Genomic DNA, 26,789 nt, shown 5'->3' with positions numbered 1-26,789 from the left:
ACGGAGACTTGGTGAGAAAGAAAGAGCCGGCGGAAGAGTAACCGTCGGCTAGCACGTTAAGTCACCGTTAGGTGATTTTGTTCTTGCGCCTTCGGTCCATCGCCTTGAACAGCGCTCCTTGAGCGCGGGGGGACCAGGATTAATAGGGCGAAGGCCAATGCGACGGAGAAACGAACGGCGGCGTGACTGGCGATTGGCAATCGTTCTGGCGTTGTCATCCTTTCATTTTGAACGATCTTGAAAGAAGGACAAGAGGACTAGGGAAGGCCGGTTCGGCGAAATATGCTAGGATGGTAAAGTCGAATACGAACCCGAGGCGGCGCGTAAGGTAGTCTGGATCGCGGATCATGCGCCGCTATACGAAGAAGCGAGGCGCAGAGCGGCAGCGGAGTAACGAACGGGATAGACGGATTTTGCGGTTTTTTGTCGGCAGTGGAATCGGGAAGCGAATTACACCAGTTATTGAGGCTTAAGCGGCCTCAATAACTGGTGTTTTTTTACGCCCGCGCCATTGAACGGTCAAAATTAGTCATTGACTTCTTACGGGTTGTGCGGTATTTTGGTTTTACAAACCACATAAAACCATATGTAAGCGTTTGCTATTCAGGACAAGTAAAAAGTTGTGTGTGGAGTGATGTGGTTTATAAAAAGCTGGGAGGTCGAATCAGAATGAAAGCAAAGAATCGTTTACTTATGCTTTTGTCGGTTATGTTGACCATGAGCTTGCTGTTGGCGGCTTGCTCGGGAGGAAGCGGCGGCAACGCGACGAACCCGCCGTCCGCCTCGCCGGGCGACGCGGAGGCAAGCGGGGAGCCCGAGGCGCCGGCGGAAAAGATCGAACTCGATTTCTGGACGTTCTGGGGATCCGAGACGCGCCGTCCGATCATCGAGAAGATGATCGCCGATTTCAACAGCTCGCAGGATCGGATAATCGTGAAGCATACGTATTTGCCTTGGGGCGACATCTGGACGAAAAACCTGGCGGCCATCGCGGCGGGCAATCCGCCGGACGTTATTATCAACGATATTAATACGATAGCGCAGCGCGCGAGCAGCAAGCAGGTCGTCAATCTGTCCGAGTTTCTGGCGAAGGACGACATTAAAGGCCGCTTCTTCCCGGAATTATGGAATACGGTGGAATATAACGGGGAGGCGTACGCCCTTCCGTTCAATACGGATACAAGATTCCTCTTCTACAATAAAGACGCGTTCGCCGAAGTCGGGCTGGATCCCGAAACGCCTCCGAAAACATGGGAGGAGCTGGAGCAATTCGCGATCAAGCTGGACAAGAAAAACGGCAGCCGCTACGAGCGCGTCGGCTTCTATCCGAACGGCTGGGGCAACTGGGGCTGGGACAGCTGGATGTACAACGCGGACAAAGGCATCGGCTTCGTCGATAAGGGAGGGAACGTTACGATCCATACGCCGGACAAAGTGGAAGCGCTTAAATGGATCAACAAGTGGACCGAGCGGCTCGGCGAAAGCACGGTTAACGCGTTCAAGGCGGAGTTCGGCAGCCAGCAGGCGGATCCGTTCATCTCCGGCAAGGTCGCGATGATCAACCAGACGGCCACCTTCTATACGCAGCTTCGCGACTACGGCAAGAACGTCAACTTCGGCATCGCGCCGATTCCCGAATACAAGCCGGGCTCGGGCCATATCAGCTCCGGAGGCGGCTTCGTCATCGAAATGCCGTACGGCGCCAAACATCCGGAAGCGTCGTGGGAATTCATGAAGTATATGACCGACGTGCAGGCGCAGGAATATTGGGCGATCAAAAACTTCGACAACGTCGCCAATATCGAAGCGTCGGAAAAGGCGGCGACGAACGCGGAGCTTGATGAAAAAGGGAAGCTGGTATACGGCGAGGCGGTCAAAAACTTGAAGGATACGAAAATCTTCCCGATTCCGGCGTTCGCGCCCGACTTCCGCAGCCTGCTTAACCCGCTGGCGGAGGCTGCCCTGCTCGGGCAGAAAACAGCCGAAGAAGCGCTCGAGCAAGCGCAGAAAGAAGTGGAAGCATTGGTGAAAGCGAACAAATGACAGGCGCGAGCACGACGGGCGGAGTGGCGGCTGGACGCTTGCCGCTCCTTTCCGTTTGATAGGAAAGGAGAGAAGCCGGTATGAATGAACTGCCGACCAAAACCGCGGCCGCGCGGCCTATGAAGCGGAGACGGCTGACGATGGAGAGAAGGGAAGCGCTGCAGGGGTACGTGTTCGTCTCCCCGTGGCTGATCGGCTTCCTGTTCATTACGCTGGGGCCGATGCTGTTCTCGCTTTACGCGAGCTTTACGAATTATAACATCACGTCGAGGATGGATTTTATCGGACTGGGCAATTTCGTCCGCATGTTCACGGCCGACAGCCTGTTCTGGAAGTCGCTGGGCAACACGCTGTACTACGTGGCGTTTATGGTGCCTCTCACGACGGTGTTCGCGGTGCTCCTTGCCGTCATGCTGAACCAGGGCATTCCGGGCATGCGAATCTTTCGCACGATCTTTTACTTGCCCGCCGTTTTGTCCGGCGTCGGCGTTTATATTTTGTGGATGCAGCTGCTTAGCCCTTCGACGGGCCTCATCAACACGGTGCTCGATTTCGTCGGCATCGCGGGGCCCGCGTGGCTGTTCGATCCGGACTGGACGAAGCCGTCGCTGATCATCATGAAGCTGTGGAGCGTCGGGGGCGGGATGCTGCTCTATCTGGCCAGCCTGCAAGGCGTGCCGAAGCAGTTGTACGAAGCGGCCGAAATCGACGGCGCCGGCTTGTTCAGACGGTTCCGCACCATTACGCTGCCGATGATCACGCCGATTATTTTTTTCGATATCGTCACGAGCACGATCGGCGGCTTTCAAGTGTTTCAAGAGGCCTACGTCATGTCGGAAAGCGGCGAGGGCGGGCCGATGAATTCGATGGTGTTCTACAACCTGCATATGTGGAACAAAGCTTTCGAAGTGTTCGATATGGGTTATGCGACCGGAATGGCCTGGGTGCTCTTCCTGATCGTCATGGCGTTGACCGTCGTGAATTTGATTTTGGCCAAGAAATGGGTGTATTACGAGGGAGGTGACCGCTAATGGGCGCGAAGGCGCAGACGGCAAAGCGGCGCTATTACAAAGGCTTGGCCTTCCAGGAAGGGCTTCGGAAAACCGTCGTCGCGATTCTGCTGATCGGCGGAAGCGTCATTATCCTGTCGCCGATCTGGTGGATGATCTCGACGTCGCTGAAGCCGATGGAGGAAATCATGCAATACCCCCCGACCTTCTTTCCGAAAGAAATCCATTGGGACAATTACGTGCGCGCATGGACTTCGCCAGCGGCCCATTTCTCCCGGTGGTTAATGAATACGGCTCTGATTACGGTATGCGTCGTTCTGGCGAGCGTGTTCTCGAACGCCTTCATCGCTTACGGCTTCGCGAAAATCAAGTTCCCGGGCCGGAGCTTCCTGTTCGCCGTCGTGCTGGCGACGATGATGATCCCCGGCTTCGTCACGATGATACCGCAATATATTTTGTTCGCCAAGCTGGGCTGGATGAACACGTATTGGCCGCTCATCGTTCCGTCCTTGTTCGGAAGCGCGTTTTTTATTTTCCTGCTGCGCCAGTTTTTCATGTCCATTCCGAACGAGCTGATCGACGCGGCCAAGATCGACGGAGCGAACCACTTCTATATCTGGCTGCGACTCATGGTGCCGCTCATCAAGCCGGCCGTCGCGACGATCGCCATCTTCTCCTTCAACGGGGCATGGAACGATTTTCTCGGTCCGCTCCTGTACGTGAACGACGAGAAGATGTACACGCTGCAAATCGGGCTTCAGACGTTCAAGGGGACGGAAGCGACGCAGTGGCATTATTTGATGGCCGCATCGCTCATGGTGCTGCTTCCGGTCATCGCGCTGTTCATGTTTTTCCAAAGATACTTCATCGAAGGCATGAATTTGACCGCCGGCACGAAAGGGTAGCAGTGGTCCGATACCAATCAAGAAGGAGAGAGGAACATGGCAAATCGACAAAAATCAAACGGGGTCATGACGCTGAAGCAGGCGCTCGCGGTTGCGGAATCCGGCCGGTTTGCGCTCGGCTCCTTCTCGCCGCGCTATACGCCGCTGATCGAGGCGGTATTGAAGGCGGGCCAGGCGGCGGATTCGCCGCTCATCGTGCAAATATCGGAGAAGGAGCTGATCCGCTACGGCATCACGCCGGAGGAATTCGGCGAGCGGTTCTACGAGCGGATGGCGGGGCTGTCGATTACGGTGCCGGCCGTGCTTCATCTCGACCATACGAAGTCGCTTGACGTGATCGCGGCCGCGATCGACGCCGGCTTCACCTCGGTCATGATCGACGCGTCCGAGAAGCCGCTGGCGGACAATATCGCCGTCACGAGGGAGGTCGTTGAATACGCGCACGCAAGAGGCGTGTCCGTGGAGGCGGAGCTCGGCATGATCGGCACGACCGATTTTATCGAGACGGACAAGGACGAGGAGCTGTATACCGACCCGGCCGAGGCGAAGCAGTTCGTGTTGGCGACCGGCGTCGACGCGCTCGCGGTGTCGTGCGGCACGGCTCACGGCGTATACGCCGTCCGGCAGCCGAAGATCGACTTCGCGCGCCTGCGGGCGATCCGGGCGCTTACGCCGGTCCATCTCGTGCTGCACGGCGGTTCGGGCGTGCCGGCGGAGATGATGGGCGAAGCGATCCGCCTGCCCGGCGGCGGCGTCAGCAAGGTCAATATCGCGACCGACCTTGAGCTTTCCTTCCTGTCTGCGATCGGCCGCGAGGAGCGGATCGCGAATGAAGCGTGCAAGGCGCTGCCGGATGAAACGCTTGCCAAGGGCAGGGAGGCGGTCGAGCGGACCGTCGCGGACAAGATCGGGGCGTTCCTCGGCAGCCGGGGCAAGGCCGGCTTGTACGCCGCTAAATAACGGAACCGCCGGTTCGGTCGAAATGCGCAGCGTCAGGCGAAGTTGCGCATTTTTGCTATCCGTCTAATTCTTATTCCAAAAAATCGGAGGAGACGATTAACCGTGAAAAACAAAAAGCTTCATATGATCGGCAACGCCCATCTCGATCCCGTATGGCTGTGGCAGTGGCAGGAAGGCTTCCAGGAGACGAAGGCGACGTTCCGCTCCGCGCTGGACCGCATGAAGGAATACGGCGACTTCCTGTTTACGTCCAGCTCGGCCGCCAATTACGAATGGGTCGAACGGAACGAGCCGGGCATGTTCGCGGAGATCAAGCAGCGCATCGAGGAAGGGCGCTGGCAAATCGTCGGCGGCTGGTGGATTCAGCCGGATTGCAACATTCCGGGCGGGGAATCGTTCGTCCGCCAAGGCTTGTACGGCCAGCGCTACTTCAAGGAAAAATTCGGCGTCACGGCGAAGGTCGGCTATAACGTCGACAGCTTCGGGCATCACGGCATGCTGCCGCAAATTTTGAAGAAGAGCGGGATGGACTACTATATTATGATGCGGCCGATGCCAAGCGAGAAAGGGCTGCCGGGCAGGCTGTTCCAGTGGGAATCCGACGACGGCTCGCGCGTGCTCGCCTTCCGCATTTTGTTCGAGTACTGCACGTGGGGCAAGGAGCTGAACAAGCACGTGACCCGCTGCGCGGGCGAGCTGAAGGCGCCGTACGACGAGCTGATGTGCTTCTACGGCGTCGGCAATCACGGCGGCGGCCCGACGAAGGAGAATATCGAGAGCATCCGCGCGATGAATGCCGACCCGGCCTACCCGGCGCTGGAATTCAGCACGCCGAACCGGTTTTTCGACGAGATGGAGCGCAAGGGGCTGACCTACCCCGTCGTGCACGACGATCTCCAGCATCACGCCAGCGGCTGTTATGCCGCCCATTCCGGGGTGAAGCAATGGAACCGGCAGGCCGAGAACAAGCTGCTCGCCGCCGAGAAGCTGTCGGTCTTCGCCAATTGGGTAACGGGCCAGCCGTATCCGGGCGATTACGGCCAAGCCTGGAAAAACGTGCTGTTCAACCAGTTCCACGACATCCTGGCCGGCACGAGCATCGAGCCCGCCTACGAAGATGCGCGGAATATGTACGGCGAAGCGATGTCGATCGCAGACAGGGGGTTGAATGACGCGGTGCAATCGCTCTCCTGGAATATCCATATCGCGCAGGAGGAAGGCGTGAAGCCGATTGTCGTCTTTAATCCTCATTCCTGGAACAGCAAGGCGATTGTGGAGCTTGAAATCGGCGGTATGAAGGAGACGTCGCTGCTCGTCGACGATACGGGCAAGCCCGTGCCGCATCAGACCGTGCAATCGCTCGCGACGGCAGGCGGCAGGTTCCGGCTCTGCTTCGTCGCGGATCTGCCGCCGATGGGCTACCGCACATACAGGCTGCTGCCCGAAGCGTCCGGGCCTAGGGCAGAGGCGCAGCCGCTGAAAGCGAGCGATTTCGCGATGGAGAACGACCGGTTCCGGCTCGAATTCGACCCGCAGACGGGGTATATCGCAAGCCTCTTCGACAAGAAGGCGCAAACCGAGGTGTTCCGGGAAGCTGCGGCGAGGCCGGTCGTGTTCGAGGACCGATCGGATACGTGGAGCCATAACGTGTTTCATTTCAATCAAGAGATCGGCGCCTTCAAGGCGGCGAGCGTGAAGCGGGTGGAGCATGGTCCCGTAAAGTCGGTCATTCGGGTAACGAGCGAGTATGAGCGTTCCGTCATCGTGCAGGACTTCAGCATGTACCGCGAGCTGGACCGGATCGACGTCAAGGCGACGGTCGATTGGCGGGAGCCGTTCAAGCTGCTGAAGCTGGTGTTCCCGGTCAATCTGATCTTCACCCGGCAAAGCTATGAAATTCCGTTCGGCTATATCGAACGGGCGCATAACGGGGAGGAGGAGCCGGGGCAGAGCTGGATCGATTATTCGGGCGTGACGCGGGAAGGCGGCGCCGCGTACGGCATAAGCCTGATGAACGACGCCAAGTACAGCTACAGCATCCATAACAAGGAAATGGCGATGACGGTGCTGCGCAGCCCGATCTACGCCCATCACGATCCGCTCGTTCCGGATCCTCGCGGGCACTATTCGTTCATCGACCAAGGCATTCAGCAGTTTCGTTACTCGCTCCTCCCGCATGAAGGCGGCTGGGAGCGGGCAGGCACCGTCAAGCGCGCGGCCGAGATCAATCAAAGGCCGGTCGCGGTGATCGAATCGTTCCACGAAGGCAGCCTTCCGCAGCGGGACAGCTATCTGTCCGTGGAGCAGGACAATATTATCGTCAGCGCGGTCAAGCAAGCGGAGGACAACGACGACATGATTCTGCGCTGCTACGAAACGGCGAAAATCGCGACGGAGGCCGTCATTCGGCTCCCGCAGCGGAACCGGGAAATCCGCGCCCGGTTCGGCCCGTGTGAGATCAAGACATTCCGGATTCCGAAGGACGGTGCCCTGCCGGTGACCGAAACGAACCTGCTCGAGTGGTAGTCCCGCTGCATGCCATTGAAATTTCGGAGCATTTATTGCATAGTTGGGAGTGAAAATAAGGATGTAGGAGACAGGGATATGATCGTAATCCAACGGAGAAACAAAATAAAGGAGCGGCTGTTCGAGCAGCGCAGCGTGAAGGTATCCGACCTGGTGAAGGAATTCAACGTGTCGGAGGAGACGATCCGCCGCGATTTGAACCAGCTGGAGAGCGAAGGGCTGGTCGTCAAAAATTACGGCGGCGCCATCCTGAGCGAAGAAGTGGACAGCTTGCCGATCCCGCCGGTCCAGCAGCGGACGCTGCATTTTTTTGACGAGAAGGATGCCATCGGGAGAAAAGCGGCGGAGCTTGTCGGCGAGAAGCAGATCATTATATTGGATTCGGGCTCGACGACCTGGTGCATGGCCAGGCATTTGAAGCAGAAGGATAGCCTCATGGTCGTGACGAACGGCATGAACGTGGCGGAGGAATGCAGCCAGAACGAGGAGACGTCCATTATCGTGCTCGGCGGCAAGCTGATCAAAAAGTCGATGAGCCTCGTCGGGCCGCAGGCGGAGATGGAGCTTCGGAAGTATAACGCGCATTATTCCTTCCTCGGCGCTTCGGGCATCTCGCTGCGCAAAGGCTTTACGAGCTCCGACATTTACGAGGCGGAGATCAAGCGGGCGATGATCGCGGCCGGCCAGAAGGTCGTGCTTCTCGCCGACCATAGCAAGTTCATGAAGCAGGGGCTCGTGGCGTTCAGCAGCTTCGCGGACGTGGACATGCTCATTACGAGCGATTTGGCCGATCCGGACATGCTGAAGCAGATCGAGGATACCGGCGTCGAAGTCGTCGTATGTCCGGTGAAATGAGGGAGAGAGCCGTCTCCAAGGTCATGAGGCGACCAGGGAGGACGGCTTCTCATGGCATCCGCCTCACGAGATGGCGATGCGATCTTTATAACGGCGGCTCAGCGACAAATCAGAGCTGAAATTTAGCTCTGATGCGCAAATGCATCTCGAAGTGGCGAATCAGGTCTAGAAATCAGACTTGATTCTCTTGGAACGGCGCGAATGAGCTCATGCTTCGGCTGAGTGACAAATCAGATCCGGCTCCGAAACGTGGTAAGGTTCGTTGCCGGTTCGGAGAATGGTCATAACCACGAATTGGCGGTGCCGGGAACGTCCCGTGGCACCGCCGTTTCGTGTTAATCCATGTTTGTCGTCATGCGAAGCGGATCATGCCCCGGCCTACGGACGGACGGCGGTGCCGTCGGGCAGCCTTGCCAGCGTCCAGGCCGGCAGATCGTTATGGCACGGATACTTGGCGGCCTGCTTCTCGTCGATGTCGACGCCAAGCCCCGGTTTATCGTTGACATAAGCAAAGCCGCCGCGCACTTCGGGACTTCCGGGGAACACTTCCCGCATCCGTTCGGAGAACGGGCTCCATTCCTGCACGCCGAGATTCGGGCTGCTCAGGTCCAAGTGGAGGTTGGCCGCTTGCCCGATCGGCGACAGATCGTTCGGTCCGTGCCAGGCGGTGCGCACGCCGAACGCCTCGCAAAGCGACGCAAGCTTGCGGGCGGGGGTCAAGCCGCCGATCGCGCTGACATGGCAGCGGATGAAGTCGATCAGCCGCTCCGCGATAAGCGGCATCCATTCCGCGCTATGCACGAACAGCTCGCCCATGGCGAGCGGCGTCGCGCTTTGCTGTCTGACGATGCGGAACCAGTCCAGCTGCTCGGGCGGGAGGGCGTCCTCGAGAAAAAAAAGCCGGTATGGCTCCAGCTCCTTCGCCAGCCGTACCGCTTCGATCGGCACGACCCGCTCGTGCACGTCGTGAAGCAGCTCGACCTCGAAGCCGATCGCGCTTCGCAAATGGTCGAACAGCCTCGGGACCGATCGCGCGTACGCGTCCGGGTCGTAGTAAGCGCCGGGCAGCGGCTGCTCGGGCGAGTGAAGCAGGTGGTCGCGGCCGCCGTAACCGCCCATCTGGCAGCGCAAATATTTGTAGCCCTGCTCCATGAATTTGCGCACGTTGTCCTCGACTTCATGCGGGTCGCGGCCGTCCATATGACGGTATACCGGCGCCGCCTCGCGGCATTTGCCGCCGAACAGCTCATAGACCGGGAGATTCGCCAGCTTGCCCTTGATGTCCCATAACGCCATGTCGACGCCGGCGATCGCGTTGTTCATGATCGGTCCGTTGCGCCAATAGCCGCTTACCATGGATGACTGCCAAATGTCCTCGATCCGCCGAGGATCCTTGCCGATCAGGAACGGCTTCAAATAATCCTCGACGGCGGAGCGCACCGACAGATGCCGCTGCGTGAACGTGGCGCAGCCGACCCCGTACAGCCCCGGCTCGGTCGTCTCGACTTTGACGACGATGAGATTGACGCCGTCCGGTGCCGTCAGCAGCGCCTTGACATTCGCAATTTGCAAAGGATTCATTGTCCTTCTCCTCTCCAGTCCGATTCCTCGTTTAATCCTACCGACTCCGGCATGCCGGGCAAAATCAATCCGCCGTCCAGCCGGAGCGTCGTTCCGGTTATATACGAAGCCTGATCGGAAGCCAGCCACGCGACCGCGCGCCCGACATCCGCGGGATAACCCGGCCGGCCGAGCGGAATTTTGCGGCCGAGCGCCCGGTAATACGGCTCCCGTTCCGCGATCGTAGCGATGGCGCCCGGCGCGACGCAATTAACCCGGATGCCGGAGGGCGCATAATCAAGCGCCGCCGATTGAACGGCCCGGCTTAGACCGGCCTTGACGCCGCCGTACGCCGAGTCGCCGGGATAGGCGCGCTCGGCGCGGGTGGACGTAATGTTGACGATATTGCCCCGGATTTGCTTCTCGGTCATATGGCGGCCGACATGCCGCATCATGAGGAGCGGGGCGCGGAGGTTGAGGCGCAGCAGCTTGTCGATGCTCTCCGGCTCCATCGTCCTAAAGTCGCCGAACAACGTAATGCCCGCATTGTTGACGAGCAGATCGATATGCCCGAGCGCGTCGACGGATTGCCGGGTAAGGCGTTCCGGTTCGGCGGCGTCCTCCAAATTGCCGTTGAAGACATAGCATAGAGCGCCGCAGCCTTCCCTGATTTCCTCCGCGGTCTTCTCCGCCTCTTCCTGATCGTTCCAGTGGCTGAATGCGACGTCGTATCCTTCGGAGGCAAGCGTCAGCGCAATGCCGCGCCCGATGCCGCGGCTGCCGCCGGTGACGAGCGCCTTGCGCTTGCGGATGGCTTGATCCATGCGATTCACCTCACGATGATGAATTTCGGCTCGCAACGGCCGCAGACGCCAGCTGCCATACCGTAAGCGACGGGAGGGAAGCGCCGCCGCCCTCGCAGAAGAGCGACAAGCCGAGGCTGCCGCCGTCCGGATAAATCCGGCTCGTCATGACCGCCTCGCCGTCGCCGGCGAACACTTCCAAGGAGGAGCGATCCAGAAATACGCGCAGGCTTAGCCTTCCGTCCGGATCCGGACCGACCGGGCACGGCTTGGGGCTGGCGGTAACCTGGCCCGCGCGGGAGCGGTCGACGGTCAGCTCGCGGCGATAGCGGTCGTAGAGGACGGCCGTCTCTTCGGCGCCGTTCGCGGATTGCCGGACCTTCAAGCCGAAGCGGCCGGCATCCGAAGCGGCGACATCGAAGACCAGCTCGATCTCGAGCATGGCGCCGTCGGCGCCAGCGATTCGCTTGGAGCCGGACGTAAGCGAGTGCGACGAGTGATGCAGCCTTTTCTCTCGCAGCGATTCAAGCTCCGCCAGCGGCCGGTAGCCGAGCTTGCCATCCGGGCGAAGGATTACCTCGCGCGGGAGCGTCATTGCCCCGGCCCAGCCGTACGCCTTGGTCGGCATCGGATTGAACCACATGTCCATCCAGCCGAGCAGAATGACGCGTCCGTTGCCGTCGATCAGCGTCTGCGGCGCATAGAAATCGTCGCCGAAGTCGATGTCGCCGTCCGTTTCCGGTTCGAAGACGCCCGTCTCGTAATCCATTCGCCCGATATAATACATCGTCTTGCGGACTTCCTTCAAGTTGCCGGGCCAGACGGCGGGCGAGACGACCAGTACATCTTTGCCGCCGATGGAGAAGAAGTCCGGGCAGTTCCAGACGACGCCTTCGCCCGGCGCCTTGCTTCGCGCCATAATGCCGACGTAGGCCCAGCTCCGAAGATCGTCCGAGGTATAGAGCGGGGCGCAGGCGACGCCGTCCTTCCCCGAGCCGACGGCCATGTACCAGACGCCGTCGTGCTTCCACACCTTCGGATCGCGAAAATCGGGAGAAGCGTCCGCGGGATAGCGTCCGACGACCGGATTGCCGTCGTGCTTCACGAACCGTATGCCGTCCCCGCTTACGGCGATGCACTGGGTTTGTTTCTTGACGCCGTTCTCCACGGCGTTGCCGGTATAGATCAAGGTGAATACGCCGTCGTCGTCGACGGCGGTGCCGGAGAAGCAGCCGCCGCGCTCGTAATCCTCGACCGGGGCGAGAGCAAGCGGCAGATGCTCCCAATGCACCATGTCGGCGCTCTTCGCGTGGCCCCAGTGCTTCGGGCCGTTATCCGCGCTATAAGGATGGATTTGATAGAACATATGGTATTCGCCTTTGAAGTAAATCATGCCGTTCGGATCGTTCATCCACGCGGCAGGCGCCATGAAGTGGTAGCCGAGCCGGTGCGGATCTTTCGTTGTATGCGCTTCCAAAACAGACAAAGCTTCCGTCGCTTGGGCAATGGCGTGCCGATCGGCTTCATCGCGTTCGACTTCGGTCTTCATGAAAAACACCTCATTTCAATTGATCCTTACAAGATTGATAGTAGAATCAAAACCCGTAATAGTCAATGATAAAGTGTGATGTTTTGTGGTTTTATTTTGATATTTCCGAGGTTTTATGAGGTTTTAAACCACCGGGATTAGGAAGGAGGCGTCTGCATTTCGTTGAATTCATAGCGAGCCGCCGCGCTCCATGAGCCGCCTCAGCTTCGACTCCGTCGACGATTCGGGGGCCGGGGTATAGACGCTGCAGCGCAGGTCGGCACCGCCCTGCACCTGGAACGACGTCAGGTGGAATAGCATTTTGCCCGCTTTGGCATGGCGGAACTCGAGCAGCACGTCCGGGGCCGAGCTGACCTGGCTCTGCTCCCATAAGTACCGGAACTCCGGGTGCCGCGCCGACATGCCCTCGATAAACTGCCCATACCACTCGTCCTGGACGTATTGGCCGTAATAGGCGCGGAAGATCGCGAGGAAGCCGCCGACGAAGTGTTCCCAGTTGCCCGCGAGCCTGCGAAATTCCTGCCGCTCGAACGGCAGCTGGATCAGATTGCGGCGCTCGGCCGGAATTTGGTCGAAATCCATGAAGACGTAGGAGGCGGCCTGGTTCCATCCGACGATCTGGCAGCGGCGGTCGGAGACGATCGTCGGGCAGAAGCGCAGCTCCTGTATGATATGCTTCAGAGAAGGCGTTATTTCGGACAGCTCTTCCTTCAAGGGGAGGGACCCGTGCCCGGCGTCGGCGGCCAAGGCGTACAAATATTTGCGCTCATCCTCATTCAGGCGCAGCGCGGCCGCGACGCAGTCGAGCACCGAGGACGAGACCTGAATGTCGCGGCCCTGCTCGAGCCACGTGTACCAGGTCGGACTGACCCCGGCTAGCTGGGCGACTTCTTCGCGTCTGAGACCGGGCGTTCTTCTGCGTGTTCCGGCGGGCAGCCCGGCGGACTCCGGCGTTATTTTGGCGCGCTTCGCCTTAAGGAAGGTCGATAAAGCTTGCAGCCGCGTCTCGCGGTTCATGGCGGATTCCTCCCGTTCCATCGTCTAAGGTGGTATTCATTATACTATAATAAACGGCAACTTGTAATAGGATAAAGGTTATGACAAACTACTATCCAATAAGAGCTTTCCGAAGGAGGAACTTTCGATGGAGCGTGTCGTAATTACGGGTATGGGGATCATTTCGCCGCTCGGCAACGACGTGGAGTCGTTTTGGAATCGGCTGGTCAAGGGGGAGTCGGGCATCGGGCTCATCGACGCTTTCGATACGTCGAGGCATAAGGCGAAAATCGCCGGTCTCGTGCGGGATTTCGACGCGGAGGCGCTGTTCGGGCGGAAGGAAGCGAGACGCATGGACCGCTTCTGCCAATTCGCGATTGCGGCCGCCGAGCAGGCGCTCGCGGATTCGGGCCTGCAGCTGGATACGATCGACCGGGAAAGAATGGGCGTTTACGTCGGCTCGGGCATCGGAGGCATTCAGACGCTGCTCGATCAGGCGGAAGTGCTTAGGGAGAGGGGGCCTGAGCGGGTCAGCCCGACGCTGGTGCCGATGATGATCGCGAACATGGCGGCGGCGATGATCAGCATCCGAATCGGGGCGCAGGGCCCGACGCTGTCTCCGGTTACCGCCTGCTCGATCGGCAATACCGCGATCGGGGAAGCGTGGCGGCTTATCCGCGCGGGGGGCGCCGACGCGGTGCTCGCGGGCGGGACGGAGGCGGCGATTACCGACATTTCGCTCGCGAGCTTCGGCAATTCGACTTCGATCTCGACGCGGTCCGACGAGCCGGCGAAGGCGAGCAGGCCGTTCGACGCGGGGAGGGACGGCTTCGTCATGGCCGAAGGCGCAGGCATCGTCATGCTGGAATCGCTGTCGCACGCGAGGCGGAGGGGGGCGCGGATTTACGCCGAAGTAATCGGCTACGGCAACAGCTCCGACGCTTACCATATGGTCGCCACCCATCCGGAAGGCATCGGGGCGTTCCAGGCGATGAGGCAGGCGCTTCGCGAGGCCGGACTGCAGCCGGACGGGATCGACGTCATCAGCGCGCACGCGACGAGCACCGACATCGGCGACCGCTCGGAGACGGCAGCGATCAAGCGTTTGTTCGGCGAGCATGCGTACCGGGTACCCGTCACCGCCAACAAATCGATGACCGGCCACATGCTCGGCGCGGCAGGCGGGGCGGAAGCGATCGCGCTGGCGATGAGCTTGCGGGAGGGCATCATTCCGCCGACCATCAACCAAGAGGAACGCGATCCGACATGCGACCTGGACTATGTGCCGAATACCGCCCGCGAAGCGAGGCTGGAGATCGGCATGTCCAATTCCTTCGGCTTCGGAGGCCATAACGCGGTCATCGTGCTGAAGAAATACCGCGCGTAGCCGCGTGAACCCGGATTTGATGTATGCTGACTTCTTACGGACCGGCAGGCTCTTATTTCGATGAGTCGGCCTTCTTTTCATTTTTAACGGACAGGAGAGACGCTATCGGCTCTATATTTCACCTTTAACGTTTCCGTTGGCCGAAATAAGGTCACTCAAGTCCGTTACGACTTCAAAAAGGAAAATTTCGGTCAAATAACGACTTTTAAGTCCGTAAGAATCGGACAGAGCGAAAAAAGGGATCAAGTCATGCGTGTTTGCGCCGCGGCTAGATCCTTTTTTTTCTTATTAAGCTTTTACAGCATCAGATCGAGATGCTCGAGCGGCCTCGTCAAGTTTTGCTTCATTAAAGAGGCGGTCAGCGGCCCGTCGCCTACCTCGAGCGCGGCGACGATCGCCTCGTGGTCCTCGCCCGCCGTCTTCGATTCCCAGATCGGCCGTTTCAGAAATATATATTTGTAGCGCCGGATATGCAGCTGCAGAGAGGCGCTGAAGGAGACGATGTACGGATTGCCCGCGATTTGCAAAATCGTCTCGTGAAACTTCTCGTCGAATTCCATCGCTTCATAGAGCCGATCGCTAGCGAACGCGTACTTGAAGCGATCGTTCAGCTCCCGCAGCTCGATTAGCTGTTCATGCCGCGCGTTCCCCGCGGCGAGCTCGGCCGCCAGCGCATGCAGCGCGGTCAGCGGAGCGTACAGCTGCACGATATCTTCCTTCGCCAGCGGCATGACCTTCGTTTCTTTGCCTGGAAAGGTTTGAATCAGTCCTTGCGCCTCGAGCAACTGGAACGCTTCCCGAACCGGGGTGCGACTGACGCCAAGCGCGCCGGCCAGCTCGGCGTCGTTCAGCTTCTCGCCGGGCTGCAGCGTTCCGTCTATAATCCACTTCTGGAGCTGACTGAGCGTCCGTTCCTTGGCGGATAGTCTGACGGGAATCTCGTAATCGGACGGAATGGGCATCGCGGTCCCTCCTTGATTGATTCGTCGGTCAACGATGCGATCGATCGTATGACTAACCGGTATTTAATATATCGCATATGGCTATCGTATTGCAAACCGGCGACCGCATGGAAGGACGGCATGATTGCCGCCAAGACGTGCCGACCGAATGCGCGCAGGGAAGAAAGGTATTGCATTCGCGGAAGGGCTGACCTATAATCTGCAATATATCGCATATTTCATATCACACATGCGCATCTTGAGGAGGAATCGCCTTGTCCAGTCCAGCCGCAACCGTCGCATCGCCGCCCGCAGCGGTCCGAACGATATTTCCGTTATTGTTCGCGATCAGCTTCGTCCATCTGATCAACGATACGATCCAATCGGTCGTGCCGGCCTTATTTCCTATTCTAAAAGACTCGCTCGCGCTCAGCTTCTCCCAGATCGGCCTCATTTCGCTCGTCATTAATGTGACGGCCGCCGTGCTGCAGCCGGTCGTCGGCATCTTCTCTGACACGCATCCGAGACCGATGCTTCTTCCGATCGGCATGCTTTTCACGATGGGGGGCGTCGCAGCCCTTGCCTACGCGCCCGATTTCTGGGTCGTCCTGCTGGCCGTCATGCTCATCGGCGTCGGCTCGGCCGTGTTTCATCCCGCCAGCGCGCGCGTATCGTACATGGCGGCGGGCGCGAGGAAGGGGACCGGACAGTCCATCTTTCAGTTCGGGGGCAATATCGGCCAATCGCTGGCGCCGGTCATGACCGCGGCCATCTTCGTGCATACCGGGCAGCGCGGCGTCATCTGGTTCGCCCTTGCGGTCACGATCGGAATCGTCATTCAATATATCGTGGCCAAATGGTACGGCACGCAGCTCGCGCTCGCTCCGCGCGGCGCCGGCAAAGCCGCCGCGAAGCCGGAAGCTGCAACCCGGCTGCCGATCGGCAAAATCGTGTTCGCCCTTGCGATATTGATGCTGCTCGTCTTCTCCAAAAACGTGTACATCGCGGCGATCAGCAGCTATTATTCGTTCTACGCGATCGAGCATTTCGGCTTGTCGGTCGGCTCCGCGCAATTGGTTCTCTTCGTCTTCCTGATCGCCAACGTCATCGGGCTGCTGCTCGGCGGCGTGCTTGCCGACAAATTCAGCAGGCGGAGCCTGATCTGGTTCTCCATACTGGGCACCGCCCCGTTCGCCCTGCTGCTGCCGTACGCGAACCTGGCGTTTTCGGTCGTCCTTATTTTTTTCGCGGGTCTCATACTGGCGTCCGCCTTCTCGGTCATTCTCGTGTACGCGAACGAGCTGCTGCCGGGCAAGGTCGGGCTGGTGTCGGGGGTATTTTTCGGAATGGCGTTCGGACTCGGCGGGATCGGCTCCGCGGTGCTCGGCAATTTGGCGGATTCGATGGGCATCGCGTTCGTGATCCGCTGCACCTCGTACCTGCCGCTGCTCGGCATGCTGACGATCCTGCTGCCGCGCGACCGGGAGAAGACGCGCCAACCCTGATGGCATTCGGGCCAGCACGAGCGCATATGGATTATTGATGAGAGGGAAGGCTGCTCTTCGCGCCAATACGCCTTGAGACGATTTTTCTCATTCGGACAATTTCCGCGTTGTCCCTGTGCACATACAATAATGGTGTATAGCCCAATCAGGTGCTGGAAGGAGAGTAGCGATGTGAGTAAGCGGACATTAATGATCGTATCGCTTGTCATTTACGTATTGCTGGCCATCCTGTTTGTCATCCTATCCGTCTTCCAATGAACACATAACCGAAGGAAGGGCTCCCCTTGCCGGCCGGCGCGCCGGCGGAGGGAAGCCCTTCTTTCCGTTCGGCTCCGGTCAGGACGGAACGTCCTGCCTCGAGAGCTTCATCTTCCGGTAATCCTTCGGCACGACGCCCTTCGTCTCGCGGAAGATGCGGGAGAACGTTTTGTAGGAGCCGTAGCCGACCTCCAGCGCGATCTCCGCCACGCTCATATCGGTGGTGGCGAGCAGGCTGCATGCATGCCGCAGGCGCAGGTCGTGCAGGAAATGAACGAACGTTTGGCCGGTCGTCAGCTTGATGACCTCGCTGATCCTGGAGGCGCTGAGCGAGAAGCGGTTCGCCAGATCGGACAAGGCGAGATCGTCCCGATAATGGAGATGGATATGCTGAATGATCGGCCAGACGGATGGCTTGGGTTTGGCGGCGGGAGGGAACGCGGCCAGCGCCGGGGCGTCCTTCCGGCGGTAACGGTCGAAGCAGGCCAATATTTCCTTCAGACGCACCTGCAGCATCGTCCTCCGCCAGGGTTCCTGTCCGATGTATTCGCGGTACATATCTTCAACCAAATAGCGCATCCTCTCCATGTCCCCGCCGTCCAGCTGCGCGAACGATGGCAGCGTGTTCCGGTCGATCAGCTCCAGCAGGCCGTCCTCCCGGCCGGGCTCCATGAGCAGGTCCATGCTGAACATGCAGTTATAGAGAACCAAGGTGCTCCCCGGCTCCGTGAACAGCTCATGGACCTGGTAAGGCAGCACGAACGTAAACGTCCCGGGCAGCATCTGGTGCCGGGCTTCGTTAATGGACTCGGAGCCTCGCCCCTCCACGACGAACGAAAATTCGAGAAAATCGTGACGGTGCGGCCGGAAGCCGTGGTACAACCGGTTCAGGCTGATGTGGAGCGGCGACGAGGTATTCATGTTTGGATACGTTTTCAGATAATCCGGGATATACGTCATGAAATTATGGCATCCTCCGAAAAAATGAGACTTATTTCGAAAAACCAGCACGCTTTCTGTCCTCATTTATTCTAACATAAATAACGTGGTTTGAGATTTCGAAGGAGGAATTCGAACGATGGCTAACGATAAAATCAGAATCGGCATCATCGGCGCCGGCAATATCGGCGGGGTGCATGCGAGGGAGTTTTCCAAACTGGCGGAATTGTGCGAGATTACGGCGATTTCGGACGCGTATATGCCGCTCGCGAAGGAGAAGGCGGAGCAGTTCGGCATCGGCAGCGTCGCGGCGTCGCCGGAGGAGCTGATCCAGCGCGCGGACGTCGACGCCGTCGTGATCGGCGTGCCGAACCAGTTCCACGCGCCGCTCGCCATCCAGGCGATCGAAGCGGGCAAGCACGTTCTGCTGGAGAAGCCGATGGGCATCAATTCCGATGCGGCCAGGCAAATTTTGAAGGCGAGCCAAAAGTCGGACAGCGTCGTCATGGTCGGCCATCAAATGCGCTGGGAGTCCGTTCCGATGCAAATCAAGGAGCAGGTCGAGCGCGGCGAGCTCGGCAAAATCTATACGGCGAAGACCGGCTGGTACCGCCGCAAAGGCATTCCGGGCTGGGGCACGTGGTTTACGCAAATGAACCAATCCGGCGGCGGCCCGCTGATCGATATCGGCGTACATATGCTGGACCTTGCCTTGTACCTGATGGGCAATCCGAAGCCGGTTTCCGTATACGGCGCCACGTACGCGGAATTCGGTCCGAAGCGCAAAGGCATCGGCACTTGGGGCAGGCCGAATTGGAACGGCACGTACGACGTGGAGGATCTTGCAACCGCGTTGATCAAAATGGAGGACGGCAGCACGCTGTCGCTCGAGGTCAGCTGGGCCGTCCACATGGACACGGACAATACGCCGTTCATTCACCTCATGGGGTCCGAAGGCGGCGCAAGCTACCGCGGCGCGCAGGGCAAGCTGCTGACGGAGAAGTTCGACCGCCCGATCGAGACCGAGCTTCGGAAAGCGGACAACGACGAAGGCGAACGAGCGCGCCTCAGCCGCCATTTCCTCGAATGCATCCGCGAAGGCAAGCAGCCGATCACGTCGGCGCTCACCGGATTTACGAACAACCTCGTGCTCGACGCGATCTACGAATCGTCCCGCACGGGCAGCGAAGTGAAGCTGGACTGGAATCTGTAATCGTTCCTATAAAAAACAAGAGAGGTGCATCCCGCATGCTTAGAGGATTAACCGGGGCAGGGCTCGGCCGTATCGAAAGCGACGAGCGTTTCATCGAATTGGCGGCCGCGCACGGCTTCCAGGCGGTCGATTTGGACGCCGCATCGCTAATCGCGCGGCACGGCGTTGAGAAGGCGCGCGACCTTCTGGAGTCGAACGGCCTCGTCATCGGCTCGATCGGCCTTCCGGTCGAATGGAGAACGACGGAGGAAGCGTTCCTGGAAGGCGTGCAGAAGCTGGCCGCTGCGGCCGCTGCGGCCCAGGCGCTGGGCTGTACGAGCTGCTGTACGTACATTCTGCCTTCGACCGATTGGAAGGCGGCGCACTTCATGGCGGTGGCAACCCGCCGCCTGCGCACATGCGCGCAAATTCTCGGCGCGTACGGCATCCGGCTCGGCCTCGAGTTCGTCGGTCCGCATCACCTTCGGACGCGCTGGGCCAATCCGTTCATATGGACGGTGGAGGAGACGCTGGACTGGATCGGCGCGATCGGCGAGAGCAACGTCGGCCTGCTGTTCGACGCTTACCACTGGTATACGAACGGCCTGACGGTCGCGGACATCGAAGCGCTGCGCGCCGACCAGATCGTGCATGTGCATATTAACGACGCGCCGGACGTGCCGGTGGAGGAAGCGCTCGACAACGGCCGCATTTATCCGGGCGAGGGCGTCATCGATTTGGCCGGCTTCCTGAAGGCGCTTCACAAGATCGGCTACAAAGGCGCCGTCTCGCAAGAAATATTGACGGCGGAGCCGCCGAATCAAACGCCGGAAGAGCTGTTCAAACGGTCGCAGGCCGGCTTTGACAAAGTATTCGGTGCGGCAGGCTTGTAAACAAGCGGCTTCATAGGCTGTCCGAAAGGGTTTTCTCCCTTCGGACGGCCTTATTGCGTTTAGGCGAGCGCTAATTTACATATGATTTTAAGCATAATCTTATGGGTACTGTACGGGGAGCCGATTCCGTTATGATGAATAATGACCGTTATCTATCCGAAAATATGAAAACGATAACAGGAGACCGAAACATGGAGCATAAATCGATGCAGGATTGGACGCTATGGTACGCGCAGCCGGCCTCCAAATGGGAGGAAGCGCTGCCGGTCGGCAACGGCCGGCTCGGCGGCATGGTGTTCGGAGGCGCGAAGAAGGAACGCGTTCAATTAAATGAAGATACGCTTTGGTCGGGCTTTCCTCGCGACACGAACAACTACGAGGCGCTGCGTTATTTGAAGCGCGCCCGCGAGCTGATCGCGGCGAAGCGGTTCGCGGAAGCGGAGAAGCTGGTCGGGGACAGCATGCTCGGCACGAATACGGAATCGTATCAGCCGATGGGGGACTTGTTAATCGAGCTGCACGCGGAACCGGACGCGGAGCGCGAGAGCTACGTCCGCCGGCTGGACATCGACGCGGGAATCGCGTCCGCAAGGTATAAGATCGGCCGGACTTCGTACCTGCGGGAGACGTTCGCGAGCGCCGCCGATCAAGTTCTGGTCGCGAGATACGAAGCGGACGGCGAAGAGCGGCTGTCGCTCACGGCATCGCTTGTCTCCGATCTGCGGTTCGAGCTCTCGTCCGAGGGGGACGGCGTCATCGCGCTGCATGGACGGTGCCCGAGCCACGTCGCGGACAATTATAGAGGCGACCATCCGAGGTCCGTACTGTACGAGGCGGATCGGGGGATGACGTTCCAAATTCGCCTGAAGGCGATAGCGGAAGGCGGCACGGTGGAAGTCGATGCGGACAATCGGCTTAAGGTGGAGGGCGCGAAGGCCGTCACCTTCGTACTGAGCGCCGCGACGAGCTTCGCCGGCTTCGACCGACCTCCGGTCAGGAGCCGCGCGGAGCTGGGCGAGCTGAGCGGACGCGACTTGGCTTCGGCAGCCGCGCACCGCTACGAGGAGCTGCGCGAGCGGCATGCGAGCGATCACCGCGCCTTGTTCCGCCGCGTCGATCTGGATCTCGGCCGGTCGCCGAACGGACAACGGCCGACGGACGTCCGGCTCGAAGCTTACAGGAGTGGCGAGCGGGATCCGCAGCTCGAGGCGTTGTACTTCCAATACGGGCGGTATTTGCTCATGGCATGCTCGCGGCCGGGTACGCAGCCGGCCAATCTGCAAGGGATATGGAACGACCGCGTTCAGCCGCCTTGGAACAGCGATTACACGACGAACATCAATACGCAGATGAATTATTGGCCCGCGGAGACCGGCAACTTGAGCGAATGCCACGAGCCGTTGTTTCGCATGATCGAGGAACTGAGCGCGAACGGCGCGCGTACGGCAGCTATCCATTACGGCTGCGAGGGCTGGGTCGCGCATCATAACGTCGACCTGTGGCGCGCTTCGACGCCGACGGCCGGCCATCCGAGCTGGGCGTTCTGGCCGCTTGGCGGCGTATGGCTGACGCAGCATTTGTGGGAGCATTATCTGTTCAATCCGAGCGACGCCTATCTGAGGGACCGGGCATACCCGATCATGCGGGGGGCCGCGTTATTTTGCCTGGACTGGCTGCAAGAGAACGAGGACGGGCAGCTCGGGACGTCGCCGTCGACGTCTCCCGAGAACAAATTCGTCACGGCAGACGGCGAGGTAAGCAGCGTAGCGGCGTCGTCGGCGATGGACGTGACGCTGATCCGCGAGCTCCTCGGACATTGCCTGCAGGCCGCGGCGATCCTGGGGCTTGACGAGCCGATTGCCGGACGGATGAAGGAAGCGCTCGAGAAGCTTCCTCCGCTGCGCATATCGCCGGAAGGGCTGCTGCAGGAATGGGACGAGCCGTTCCGGGAGCATGAGCCGGGTCACCGTCATGTATCGCATTTGTACGGCTTGTACCCGGGAACGTCGATCAATCCGGACCATTCGCCGAAGCTGGTCGAAGCGGCGAGATTGTCGCTCGAAAGCCGGATACGGAACGGCGGCGGACATACGGGCTGGAGCTGCGCATGGCTCATCAACTTGTACGCGCGGCTCGCGGACGCCGAGACGGCATACAAGTTCGTCCATACGCTGCTCGCGCGCTCGACGCATCCGAATTTGTTCGACGATCATCCGCCGTTCCAAATCGACGGCAACTTCGGCGGCGCGGCGGGCATCGCGGAGCTGCTGCTGCAAAGCCATCTGGATAGGCTCGAGCTGCTTCCCGCGCTGCCTGCCGCTTGGCCGGACGGGCATGTAACGGGATTGAAGGCGAGAGGCGGATTTCTCGTCGATATCGAGTGGAAGGCCGGCAAGCTGAAATCCGCCCGCATCCTATCGACGCACGGCTCCCCTTGCCGCATCGTCTGCAAGGAAGCCGTCGCGATCAGGACGTCGGACGGAGCCGCGCTCGATGCGGCGATTCCTTTCGACACGGTCAAGGACGCATGGTACGACATTACACCGACTGGATAGGAGAGGGACAACTTTCATGACGACGAATATACGGTTTCCGTTCGAAAATATACAATTGCCGCTCGAGGAGCGGGTAACCGACCTCGTGTCGCGCTTCACATTAGACGAAAAAATCGAATCGATGGTCCAGTATCAGCCGGCGATCGAGCGGCTTGGCGTCAAAGCGTACAAGCACGGCACGGAAGCGGCGCACGGCATGGCATGGCTCGGCGAAGCGACGACGTTCCCGCAGCCGATCGGGCTCGGGTGCACGTGGAATCCGGAGCTCATGAAGGAGATCGGCTCGGTTATCGGCGACGAGGCGCGCGTCTTTTACCAGCGCAACCCGGCCGTCAACGGCCTGACGCTGTGGGCGCCGACGGTCGATATGGAGCGCGACCCGCGCTGGGGACGCACGGAGGAAGCCTACGGCGAAGACCCGAAGCTGACCGGCGAGCTGACCGCCGCGCTCGTGCAGGGCATTCAAGGCGATCACCCGCATTATTTCAAAGCGGTGGCGACGCTGAAGCATTTTATCGGGAACAATAATGAAATCAACCGCGGCAGCTGCTCGGCCAGCATCGATCCGCGCAACATGAAGGAGTATTACCAAGCGGCGTTCAAGCCTGCCTTCGTGAAGGGCGGCGCGCATTCGATGATGACCTCATACAATTCCGTCAACGGCACCCCGACGATTCTGCACGAGGACGTGAATAAGGTCGTGAAGGGCGAGTGGGGCATGAACGGCTTCGTCGTGAGCGACGCGGGCGATCTGCTCGGCATCGTGAACGACCACAAGTATTACGATTCGTACAAGGATGCCGTGGCGCACGCGATTAAGGCCGGCATCGACAGCATTACGGACGACAAGGAGAAGTCGTGCGCCGCGATCCGGGAGGCGCTCGCGGAAGGACTGCTGACCGAAGCGGACCTGGACAAGGCGCTGATCAATACGTTCCGCGTGCGCTTCCGGCTCGGGGAATTCGATCCCGCGGATCGCGTGCCGTACGCCGACGTCCCGGATGCGAAGCTGTGCGCGCCGGAGCATGCGCAGCTATCGCTTCGGGCGGCGCGCGAATCGGTCGTGCTGCTGAAGAACGAAGGCGGCGCGCTGCCGCTGGACAAGGAGAAGCTAAGCAGCGTCGCCGTGATCGGGCCGCTTGCGGACGTCGTCTACCGGGACTGGTACTCCGGCACGCTGCCGTACAAGGTTACGCCGCTGGGCGGCATTAAGCGCAAGCTGGAAGGCAAAGTGGTGACGTACTGCAGCGGGGGCGACCGCATCGTCCTGCGTTCGGCGGCCAGCGGTCGGGCGCTTCGGGCGTCCGTTTCAGACGGAGGCAAGCTGAGCGCCGCAGACGAGGGAGCCGAAGGCGATCTGTTCGAATTGACCGACTGGGGCTGGGGCAGCTATACGCTGGAGAGCAAGGCGAGCGGCAAGCTGCTGACAAGCGCGGACGACGTGAACGTCGCGGCGGCAGCGGACGAGGCGTTCGGCTGGTTCGTCAAGGAAGTGTTCAAGCTCGACGGGCAAGACGACGGCCGGTTCGCCATCCGGACATGGAACGGCAAGCCGGTGACGGTTGCCGAAGGCGGAACCGGTTCTCTTCAAGTGAAGAATGACGGGGCGATCGGCGAGGGCGAGCTGTTCATGAAGGATGTTGTCGCAAGCGGCATCGCGGAAGCGGTCGCGGCCGCGAAGGCGTCCGAGGCGGCGATCGTCGTCGTCGGCAACAACCCGCTCATCAACGGCAAAGAGGAGATCGACCGTCCGGGTCTTGCGCTTGCGGCCTCGCAGAACGAATTGATCCGCGCCGTGCACGCGGCGAACCCGAATACGGTCGTCGTCGTCGTCGGCAGCTATCCGTTCGCGCTGAACGAAGCGAACCGGAACATTCCGGCGATCGTGTACTTGTCGCATGCCGGACAGGAGCTGGGCAACGCGGTGGCCGACGTGCTGTTCGGCGACTATTCGCCTGCGGGACGGCTTAATATGACATGGTATCAATCCGAGGAGCAGCTGACCGATCTGATGGATTACGATATATTGAAAGGGAAGAGGACGTATCTGTACTTCGACGGCGAGCCGCTTTACCCGTTCGGCCACGGGCTCAGCTACGGCGCGTTCCGGTACGGCGAGCTCGAACTCGCGAACGAGGCGCGCGGCATCGGCGGCAGCGTGACGGCTCGTCTGCAAGTGACGAACGAATCCGCCGTGGCGGCCGACGAGGTCGTCCAGCTCTACGTCCGCGCGGAAGGGTCCAGAGTTCGGCGGCCGCTGAAGAAGCTGGTCGGCTTTGCGCGCATCGGCCTGCTGCCGGGCGAGACGAAGCAAGTGGAGCTTGCCGTGCCGGCTGAGGAGCTGGCGATTTGGGACGTGACGCGCGACCGGTTCTGCCTGGAGACGGCGTCCTATACGTTCACGGCCGGAGGCTCTTCCGCCGACGCGAAGGCATCCGCCACGATCGCGATCGAGGGCGAGAGAATTCCGGCACGCGACCTGTCGGTACGGACGCGCGCCGAGAACTACGACGATTACGCCGGCGTTTACTTGGACGAGAGCAAGGAAGGCGGCACCTGCGTTCGTCCGACCGGCACCGAGGGCTGGATCGCCTTCGCGGACGCGGACTGGTCGAACGGCTCCTCGGTGCTTGAGGCTCGCGTAAGCGGAGGCGCCGAAGGCGGATCGCTGACGGTCCGCATCGGCGGCGAGCTTGCCGGTTCCGCCGAGATCGCGGCGGGCGGCGAGCAAGAATGGCGAACGATCCGAATCGAGCTGTCGCCGATTGCGAGCCTTGCCGGCGATTTGGTCATCGCGCTTAAAGGCGACGTGAGGCTTAGCGCCTTCAACGTACGCTAACACTAATCAAGCCTCTCACGGGCCGCTAAGGCGCCACGGGAGAGGCTTGATTTGTTTGCGCTATTGTGGATGCGGCACTTTCCATTGCGCGGTATCGTGACATTTTGCCTGGATAAAATCCAACCAAAAGCGCTCCAGAGCTCCGTATGCGGCCATTTGATTGGATAAATTCCAGTCAAAAGGGCATTTCAAGTGTGAATAGAGGCCGATTCGCTCGATCAGACTGGATAAAATCCAACCAAACGCGTTCCTGAGCAGTGTATGCAGCCGTTTGATTGAACAAATTCCAGTCAATGCATGGGTAATCAGGCAGTTACAGGTGAGCGGAGGCGGACATCTTCATGCCTCGCGCGAAAGTGCCGGGTAAAGGATCGCGATAGATGGAAGGCAGTTGCCGGGTTGGTGAAAGCGATGCGGACTTAAGCGCTAGTGCCGGATTAGTGGGAAGTGACGTGTTCGAAAGGTAGGGCTTACCGACGGGGGATAGCATTGCAAGAGCGGTAAGTGTTCGAACTAGCGTAATCGTGCCGGTTTGGCGGAAAGTACCTGATAAGCGTCATCCTCCACGGTTGCATTTTCCGGCATGCGGCTTTATTCTATAGGTTAACGGAAACGAAGGAAAGAGGCCGCGAACGATCATGACGAATATTACGATTGCCTTATACAGAGATTGGATCGATACGGTTAAGGAAGTGTTTCGCGGATCGGGGCGCCCTTTGCCGGTACAAATTAGCGACGGCGATGCGGCGCTTGCATACTTCCTGCAAACCGCGGCGTCGGAAGATGAGGCCGGGCGGCTGCGGGACGAGAACGAGGAGCGGCTCGCGCGGTACGAGCGCATTATTTTGGACAATTTCGAAACCGTCATATTGCCGGACATCCGCAGCAGAACCGGCTACGAAGGCGATCGTTTTTCCTTCAAGTGGGTGTACAATATGGGCGAGCATATTATCGAGGAGCATTCCTCTTACCGCATTCCGCTCTGAGCAGAGCGGTTTTCTTTTGCGCCAACGTCTGATTTCCATATGAGGAATGGACGAATTATGCATGTATGAATCGAGGCGCCGCCGCTT

At 59.7% G+C, this 26,789-nt stretch carries 19 protein-coding genes; 13 read left to right on the top strand and 6 right to left on the bottom strand.

The annotated features are described in order from the left end of the window. Window positions 1-669 precede the first annotated feature (669 nt). From IDH41_RS28530 to IDH41_RS28505, 6 genes are all read left to right on the top strand, one after another. Window positions 670-2,043, top strand: a complete 1,374-nt coding sequence (locus IDH41_RS28530) for an ABC transporter substrate-binding protein (RefSeq protein WP_190867303.1) — start codon at window positions 670-672, stop codon at window positions 2,041-2,043. A gap of 80 nt (window positions 2,044-2,123) precedes the next feature. Beyond that, window positions 2,124-3,074 (top strand): carbohydrate ABC transporter permease, encoded by a 951-nt coding sequence (locus IDH41_RS28525; RefSeq protein ID WP_223830146.1) that lies wholly within the window; start codon window positions 2,124-2,126, stop codon window positions 3,072-3,074. Next, window positions 3,074-3,958 carry a carbohydrate ABC transporter permease gene (locus IDH41_RS28520; RefSeq protein WP_190867301.1) on the top strand — a complete coding sequence of 295 codons (885 nt, stop codon included), beginning with the start codon at window positions 3,074-3,076 and terminating at the stop codon, window positions 3,956-3,958. The genes IDH41_RS28525 and IDH41_RS28520 overlap by 1 nt, the downstream gene beginning before the upstream one ends. Before the next feature lie 36 nt (window positions 3,959-3,994). After that, the gene (locus tag IDH41_RS28515; protein WP_190867299.1) at window positions 3,995-4,918 is read left to right on the top strand and encodes a class II fructose-bisphosphate aldolase; all 924 of its coding nucleotides are present in this window, start codon (window positions 3,995-3,997) and stop codon (window positions 4,916-4,918) included. 102 nt (window positions 4,919-5,020) lie between these two features. Then, on the top strand, window positions 5,021-7,444 hold the full coding sequence (locus IDH41_RS28510) for an alpha-mannosidase (protein ID WP_317890834.1): 2,424 nt from the start codon (window positions 5,021-5,023) through the stop codon (window positions 7,442-7,444). Between the two features lie 78 nt (window positions 7,445-7,522). After that, entirely contained in the window at window positions 7,523-8,299 is a 777-nt protein-coding gene (locus IDH41_RS28505; protein ID WP_190867297.1) for a DeoR/GlpR family DNA-binding transcription regulator, read from the top strand. 378 nt (window positions 8,300-8,677) lie between these two features. On the opposite strand, the gene IDH41_RS28500 is transcribed toward IDH41_RS28505, so the two are convergent. The 4 genes from IDH41_RS28500 to IDH41_RS28485 form a co-directional block, all read right to left on the bottom strand. After that, window positions 8,678-9,880, bottom strand: coding sequence for an enolase C-terminal domain-like protein (locus IDH41_RS28500; RefSeq protein WP_190867295.1), 1,203 nt, complete (start codon window positions 9,878-9,880; stop codon window positions 8,678-8,680). After that, window positions 9,877-10,683, bottom strand: a complete 807-nt coding sequence (locus IDH41_RS28495) for an SDR family NAD(P)-dependent oxidoreductase (RefSeq protein ID WP_190867294.1) — start codon at window positions 10,681-10,683, stop codon at window positions 9,877-9,879. Before IDH41_RS28495 ends, IDH41_RS28500 begins: the two co-directional genes overlap by 4 nt. A 10-nt stretch (window positions 10,684-10,693) precedes the next feature. After that, window positions 10,694-12,211 (bottom strand): glycoside hydrolase family 32 protein, encoded by a 1,518-nt coding sequence (locus IDH41_RS28490; protein WP_190867292.1) that lies wholly within the window; start codon window positions 12,209-12,211, stop codon window positions 10,694-10,696. A 168-nt stretch (window positions 12,212-12,379) separates the two neighbouring features. Next, window positions 12,380-13,228: a helix-turn-helix transcriptional regulator gene (locus IDH41_RS28485; RefSeq protein WP_190867290.1), complete on the bottom strand. Its 849-nt coding sequence runs from the start codon at window positions 13,226-13,228 to the stop codon at window positions 12,380-12,382. Window positions 13,229-13,355: 127 nt separating this feature from the next. Here IDH41_RS28485 and fabF point away from each other — a divergent pair, with 127 nt between their 5' ends. After that, window positions 13,356-14,594 carry a beta-ketoacyl-ACP synthase II gene (fabF, locus tag IDH41_RS28480; RefSeq protein WP_190867288.1) on the top strand — a complete coding sequence of 413 codons (1,239 nt, stop codon included), beginning with the start codon at window positions 13,356-13,358 and terminating at the stop codon, window positions 14,592-14,594. A 296-nt stretch (window positions 14,595-14,890) separates the two neighbouring features. On the opposite strand, the gene IDH41_RS28475 is transcribed toward fabF, so the two are convergent. Continuing rightward, window positions 14,891-15,556, bottom strand: coding sequence for a GntR family transcriptional regulator (locus IDH41_RS28475; protein WP_190867286.1), 666 nt, complete (start codon window positions 15,554-15,556; stop codon window positions 14,891-14,893). Window positions 15,557-15,810: 254 nt separating this feature from the next. Here IDH41_RS28475 and IDH41_RS28470 point away from each other — a divergent pair, with 254 nt between their 5' ends. Then, on the top strand, window positions 15,811-17,040 hold the full coding sequence (locus IDH41_RS28470; protein ID WP_190867284.1) for an MFS transporter: 1,230 nt from the start codon (window positions 15,811-15,813) through the stop codon (window positions 17,038-17,040). A gap of 336 nt (window positions 17,041-17,376) precedes the next feature. Here the strand turns inward: IDH41_RS28470 and IDH41_RS28465 are convergent, their stop codons facing one another. Then, window positions 17,377-18,258, bottom strand: a complete 882-nt coding sequence (locus tag IDH41_RS28465) for an AraC family transcriptional regulator (RefSeq protein WP_190867282.1) — start codon at window positions 18,256-18,258, stop codon at window positions 17,377-17,379. A gap of 118 nt (window positions 18,259-18,376) precedes the next feature. Between IDH41_RS28465 and IDH41_RS28460 the strand changes: the two genes are divergently transcribed. The 5 genes from IDH41_RS28460 (at window position 18,377) to IDH41_RS28440 (ending at window position 26,702) form a co-directional block, all read left to right on the top strand. Further along, window positions 18,377-19,450, top strand: coding sequence for a Gfo/Idh/MocA family protein (locus tag IDH41_RS28460; protein ID WP_190867280.1), 1,074 nt, complete (start codon window positions 18,377-18,379; stop codon window positions 19,448-19,450). 35 nt (window positions 19,451-19,485) lie between these two features. Next, window positions 19,486-20,322: a sugar phosphate isomerase/epimerase family protein gene (locus tag IDH41_RS28455; RefSeq protein WP_190867278.1), complete on the top strand. Its 837-nt coding sequence runs from the start codon at window positions 19,486-19,488 to the stop codon at window positions 20,320-20,322. A 191-nt stretch (window positions 20,323-20,513) separates the two neighbouring features. Beyond that, window positions 20,514-22,877 (top strand): glycoside hydrolase family 95 protein, encoded by a 2,364-nt coding sequence (locus tag IDH41_RS28450; RefSeq protein WP_190867276.1) that lies wholly within the window; start codon window positions 20,514-20,516, stop codon window positions 22,875-22,877. Window positions 22,878-22,893: 16 nt separating this feature from the next. Beyond that, window positions 22,894-25,716 (top strand): glycoside hydrolase family 3 C-terminal domain-containing protein, encoded by a 2,823-nt coding sequence (locus tag IDH41_RS28445; protein WP_190867274.1) that lies wholly within the window; start codon window positions 22,894-22,896, stop codon window positions 25,714-25,716. Between the two features lie 638 nt (window positions 25,717-26,354). Next, entirely contained in the window at window positions 26,355-26,702 is a 348-nt protein-coding gene (locus tag IDH41_RS28440; protein WP_190867272.1) for a hypothetical protein, read from the top strand. Window positions 26,703-26,789: the final 87 nt, after the last annotated feature.

Origin of the sequence: Paenibacillus arenilitoris (genome assembly GCF_014705655.1) — a bacterium.
In the GTDB taxonomy this organism is placed as follows: Bacteria; Bacillota; Bacilli; order Paenibacillales; family Paenibacillaceae; genus Pristimantibacillus; species Pristimantibacillus arenilitoris.
This window is presented reverse-complemented; position numbering and strand designations above follow the sequence as displayed.

Bases quoted from the DNA above. Each gene is read 5' to 3' on its own strand.
- IDH41_RS28530 (WP_190867303.1), top strand. From the start codon at position 670: ATGAAAGCAAAGAATCGTTTACTTATGCTTTTGTCGGTTATGTTGACC.
- fabF (WP_190867288.1), top strand. From the start codon at position 13,356: ATGGAGCGTGTCGTAATTACGGGTATGGGGATCATTTCGCCGCTCGGC.
- IDH41_RS28450 (WP_190867276.1), top strand. From the start codon at position 20,514: ATGGAGCATAAATCGATGCAGGATTGGACGCTATGGTACGCGCAGCCG.
- IDH41_RS28440 (WP_190867272.1), top strand. From the start codon at position 26,355: ATGACGAATATTACGATTGCCTTATACAGAGATTGGATCGATACGGTT.
- IDH41_RS28465 (WP_190867282.1), bottom strand. From the start codon at position 18,258: ATGACGTATATCCCGGATTATCTGAAAACGTATCCAAACATGAATACC.
- IDH41_RS28505 (WP_190867297.1), top strand. From the start codon at position 7,523: ATGATCGTAATCCAACGGAGAAACAAAATAAAGGAGCGGCTGTTCGAG.
- IDH41_RS28515 (WP_190867299.1), top strand. From the start codon at position 3,995: ATGGCAAATCGACAAAAATCAAACGGGGTCATGACGCTGAAGCAGGCG.
- IDH41_RS28525 (WP_223830146.1), top strand. From the start codon at position 2,124: ATGAATGAACTGCCGACCAAAACCGCGGCCGCGCGGCCTATGAAGCGG.
- IDH41_RS28455 (WP_190867278.1), top strand. From the start codon at position 19,486: ATGCTTAGAGGATTAACCGGGGCAGGGCTCGGCCGTATCGAAAGCGAC.
- IDH41_RS28485 (WP_190867290.1), bottom strand. From the start codon at position 13,228: ATGAACCGCGAGACGCGGCTGCAAGCTTTATCGACCTTCCTTAAGGCG.
- IDH41_RS28475 (WP_190867286.1), bottom strand. From the start codon at position 15,556: ATGCCCATTCCGTCCGATTACGAGATTCCCGTCAGACTATCCGCCAAG.
- IDH41_RS28500 (WP_190867295.1), bottom strand. From the start codon at position 9,880: ATGAATCCTTTGCAAATTGCGAATGTCAAGGCGCTGCTGACGGCACCG.
- IDH41_RS28490 (WP_190867292.1), bottom strand. From the start codon at position 12,211: ATGAAGACCGAAGTCGAACGCGATGAAGCCGATCGGCACGCCATTGCC.
- IDH41_RS28460 (WP_190867280.1), top strand. From the start codon at position 18,377: ATGGCTAACGATAAAATCAGAATCGGCATCATCGGCGCCGGCAATATC.
- IDH41_RS28495 (WP_190867294.1), bottom strand. From the start codon at position 10,683: ATGGATCAAGCCATCCGCAAGCGCAAGGCGCTCGTCACCGGCGGCAGC.
- IDH41_RS28520 (WP_190867301.1), top strand. From the start codon at position 3,074: ATGGGCGCGAAGGCGCAGACGGCAAAGCGGCGCTATTACAAAGGCTTG.
- IDH41_RS28445 (WP_190867274.1), top strand. From the start codon at position 22,894: ATGACGACGAATATACGGTTTCCGTTCGAAAATATACAATTGCCGCTC.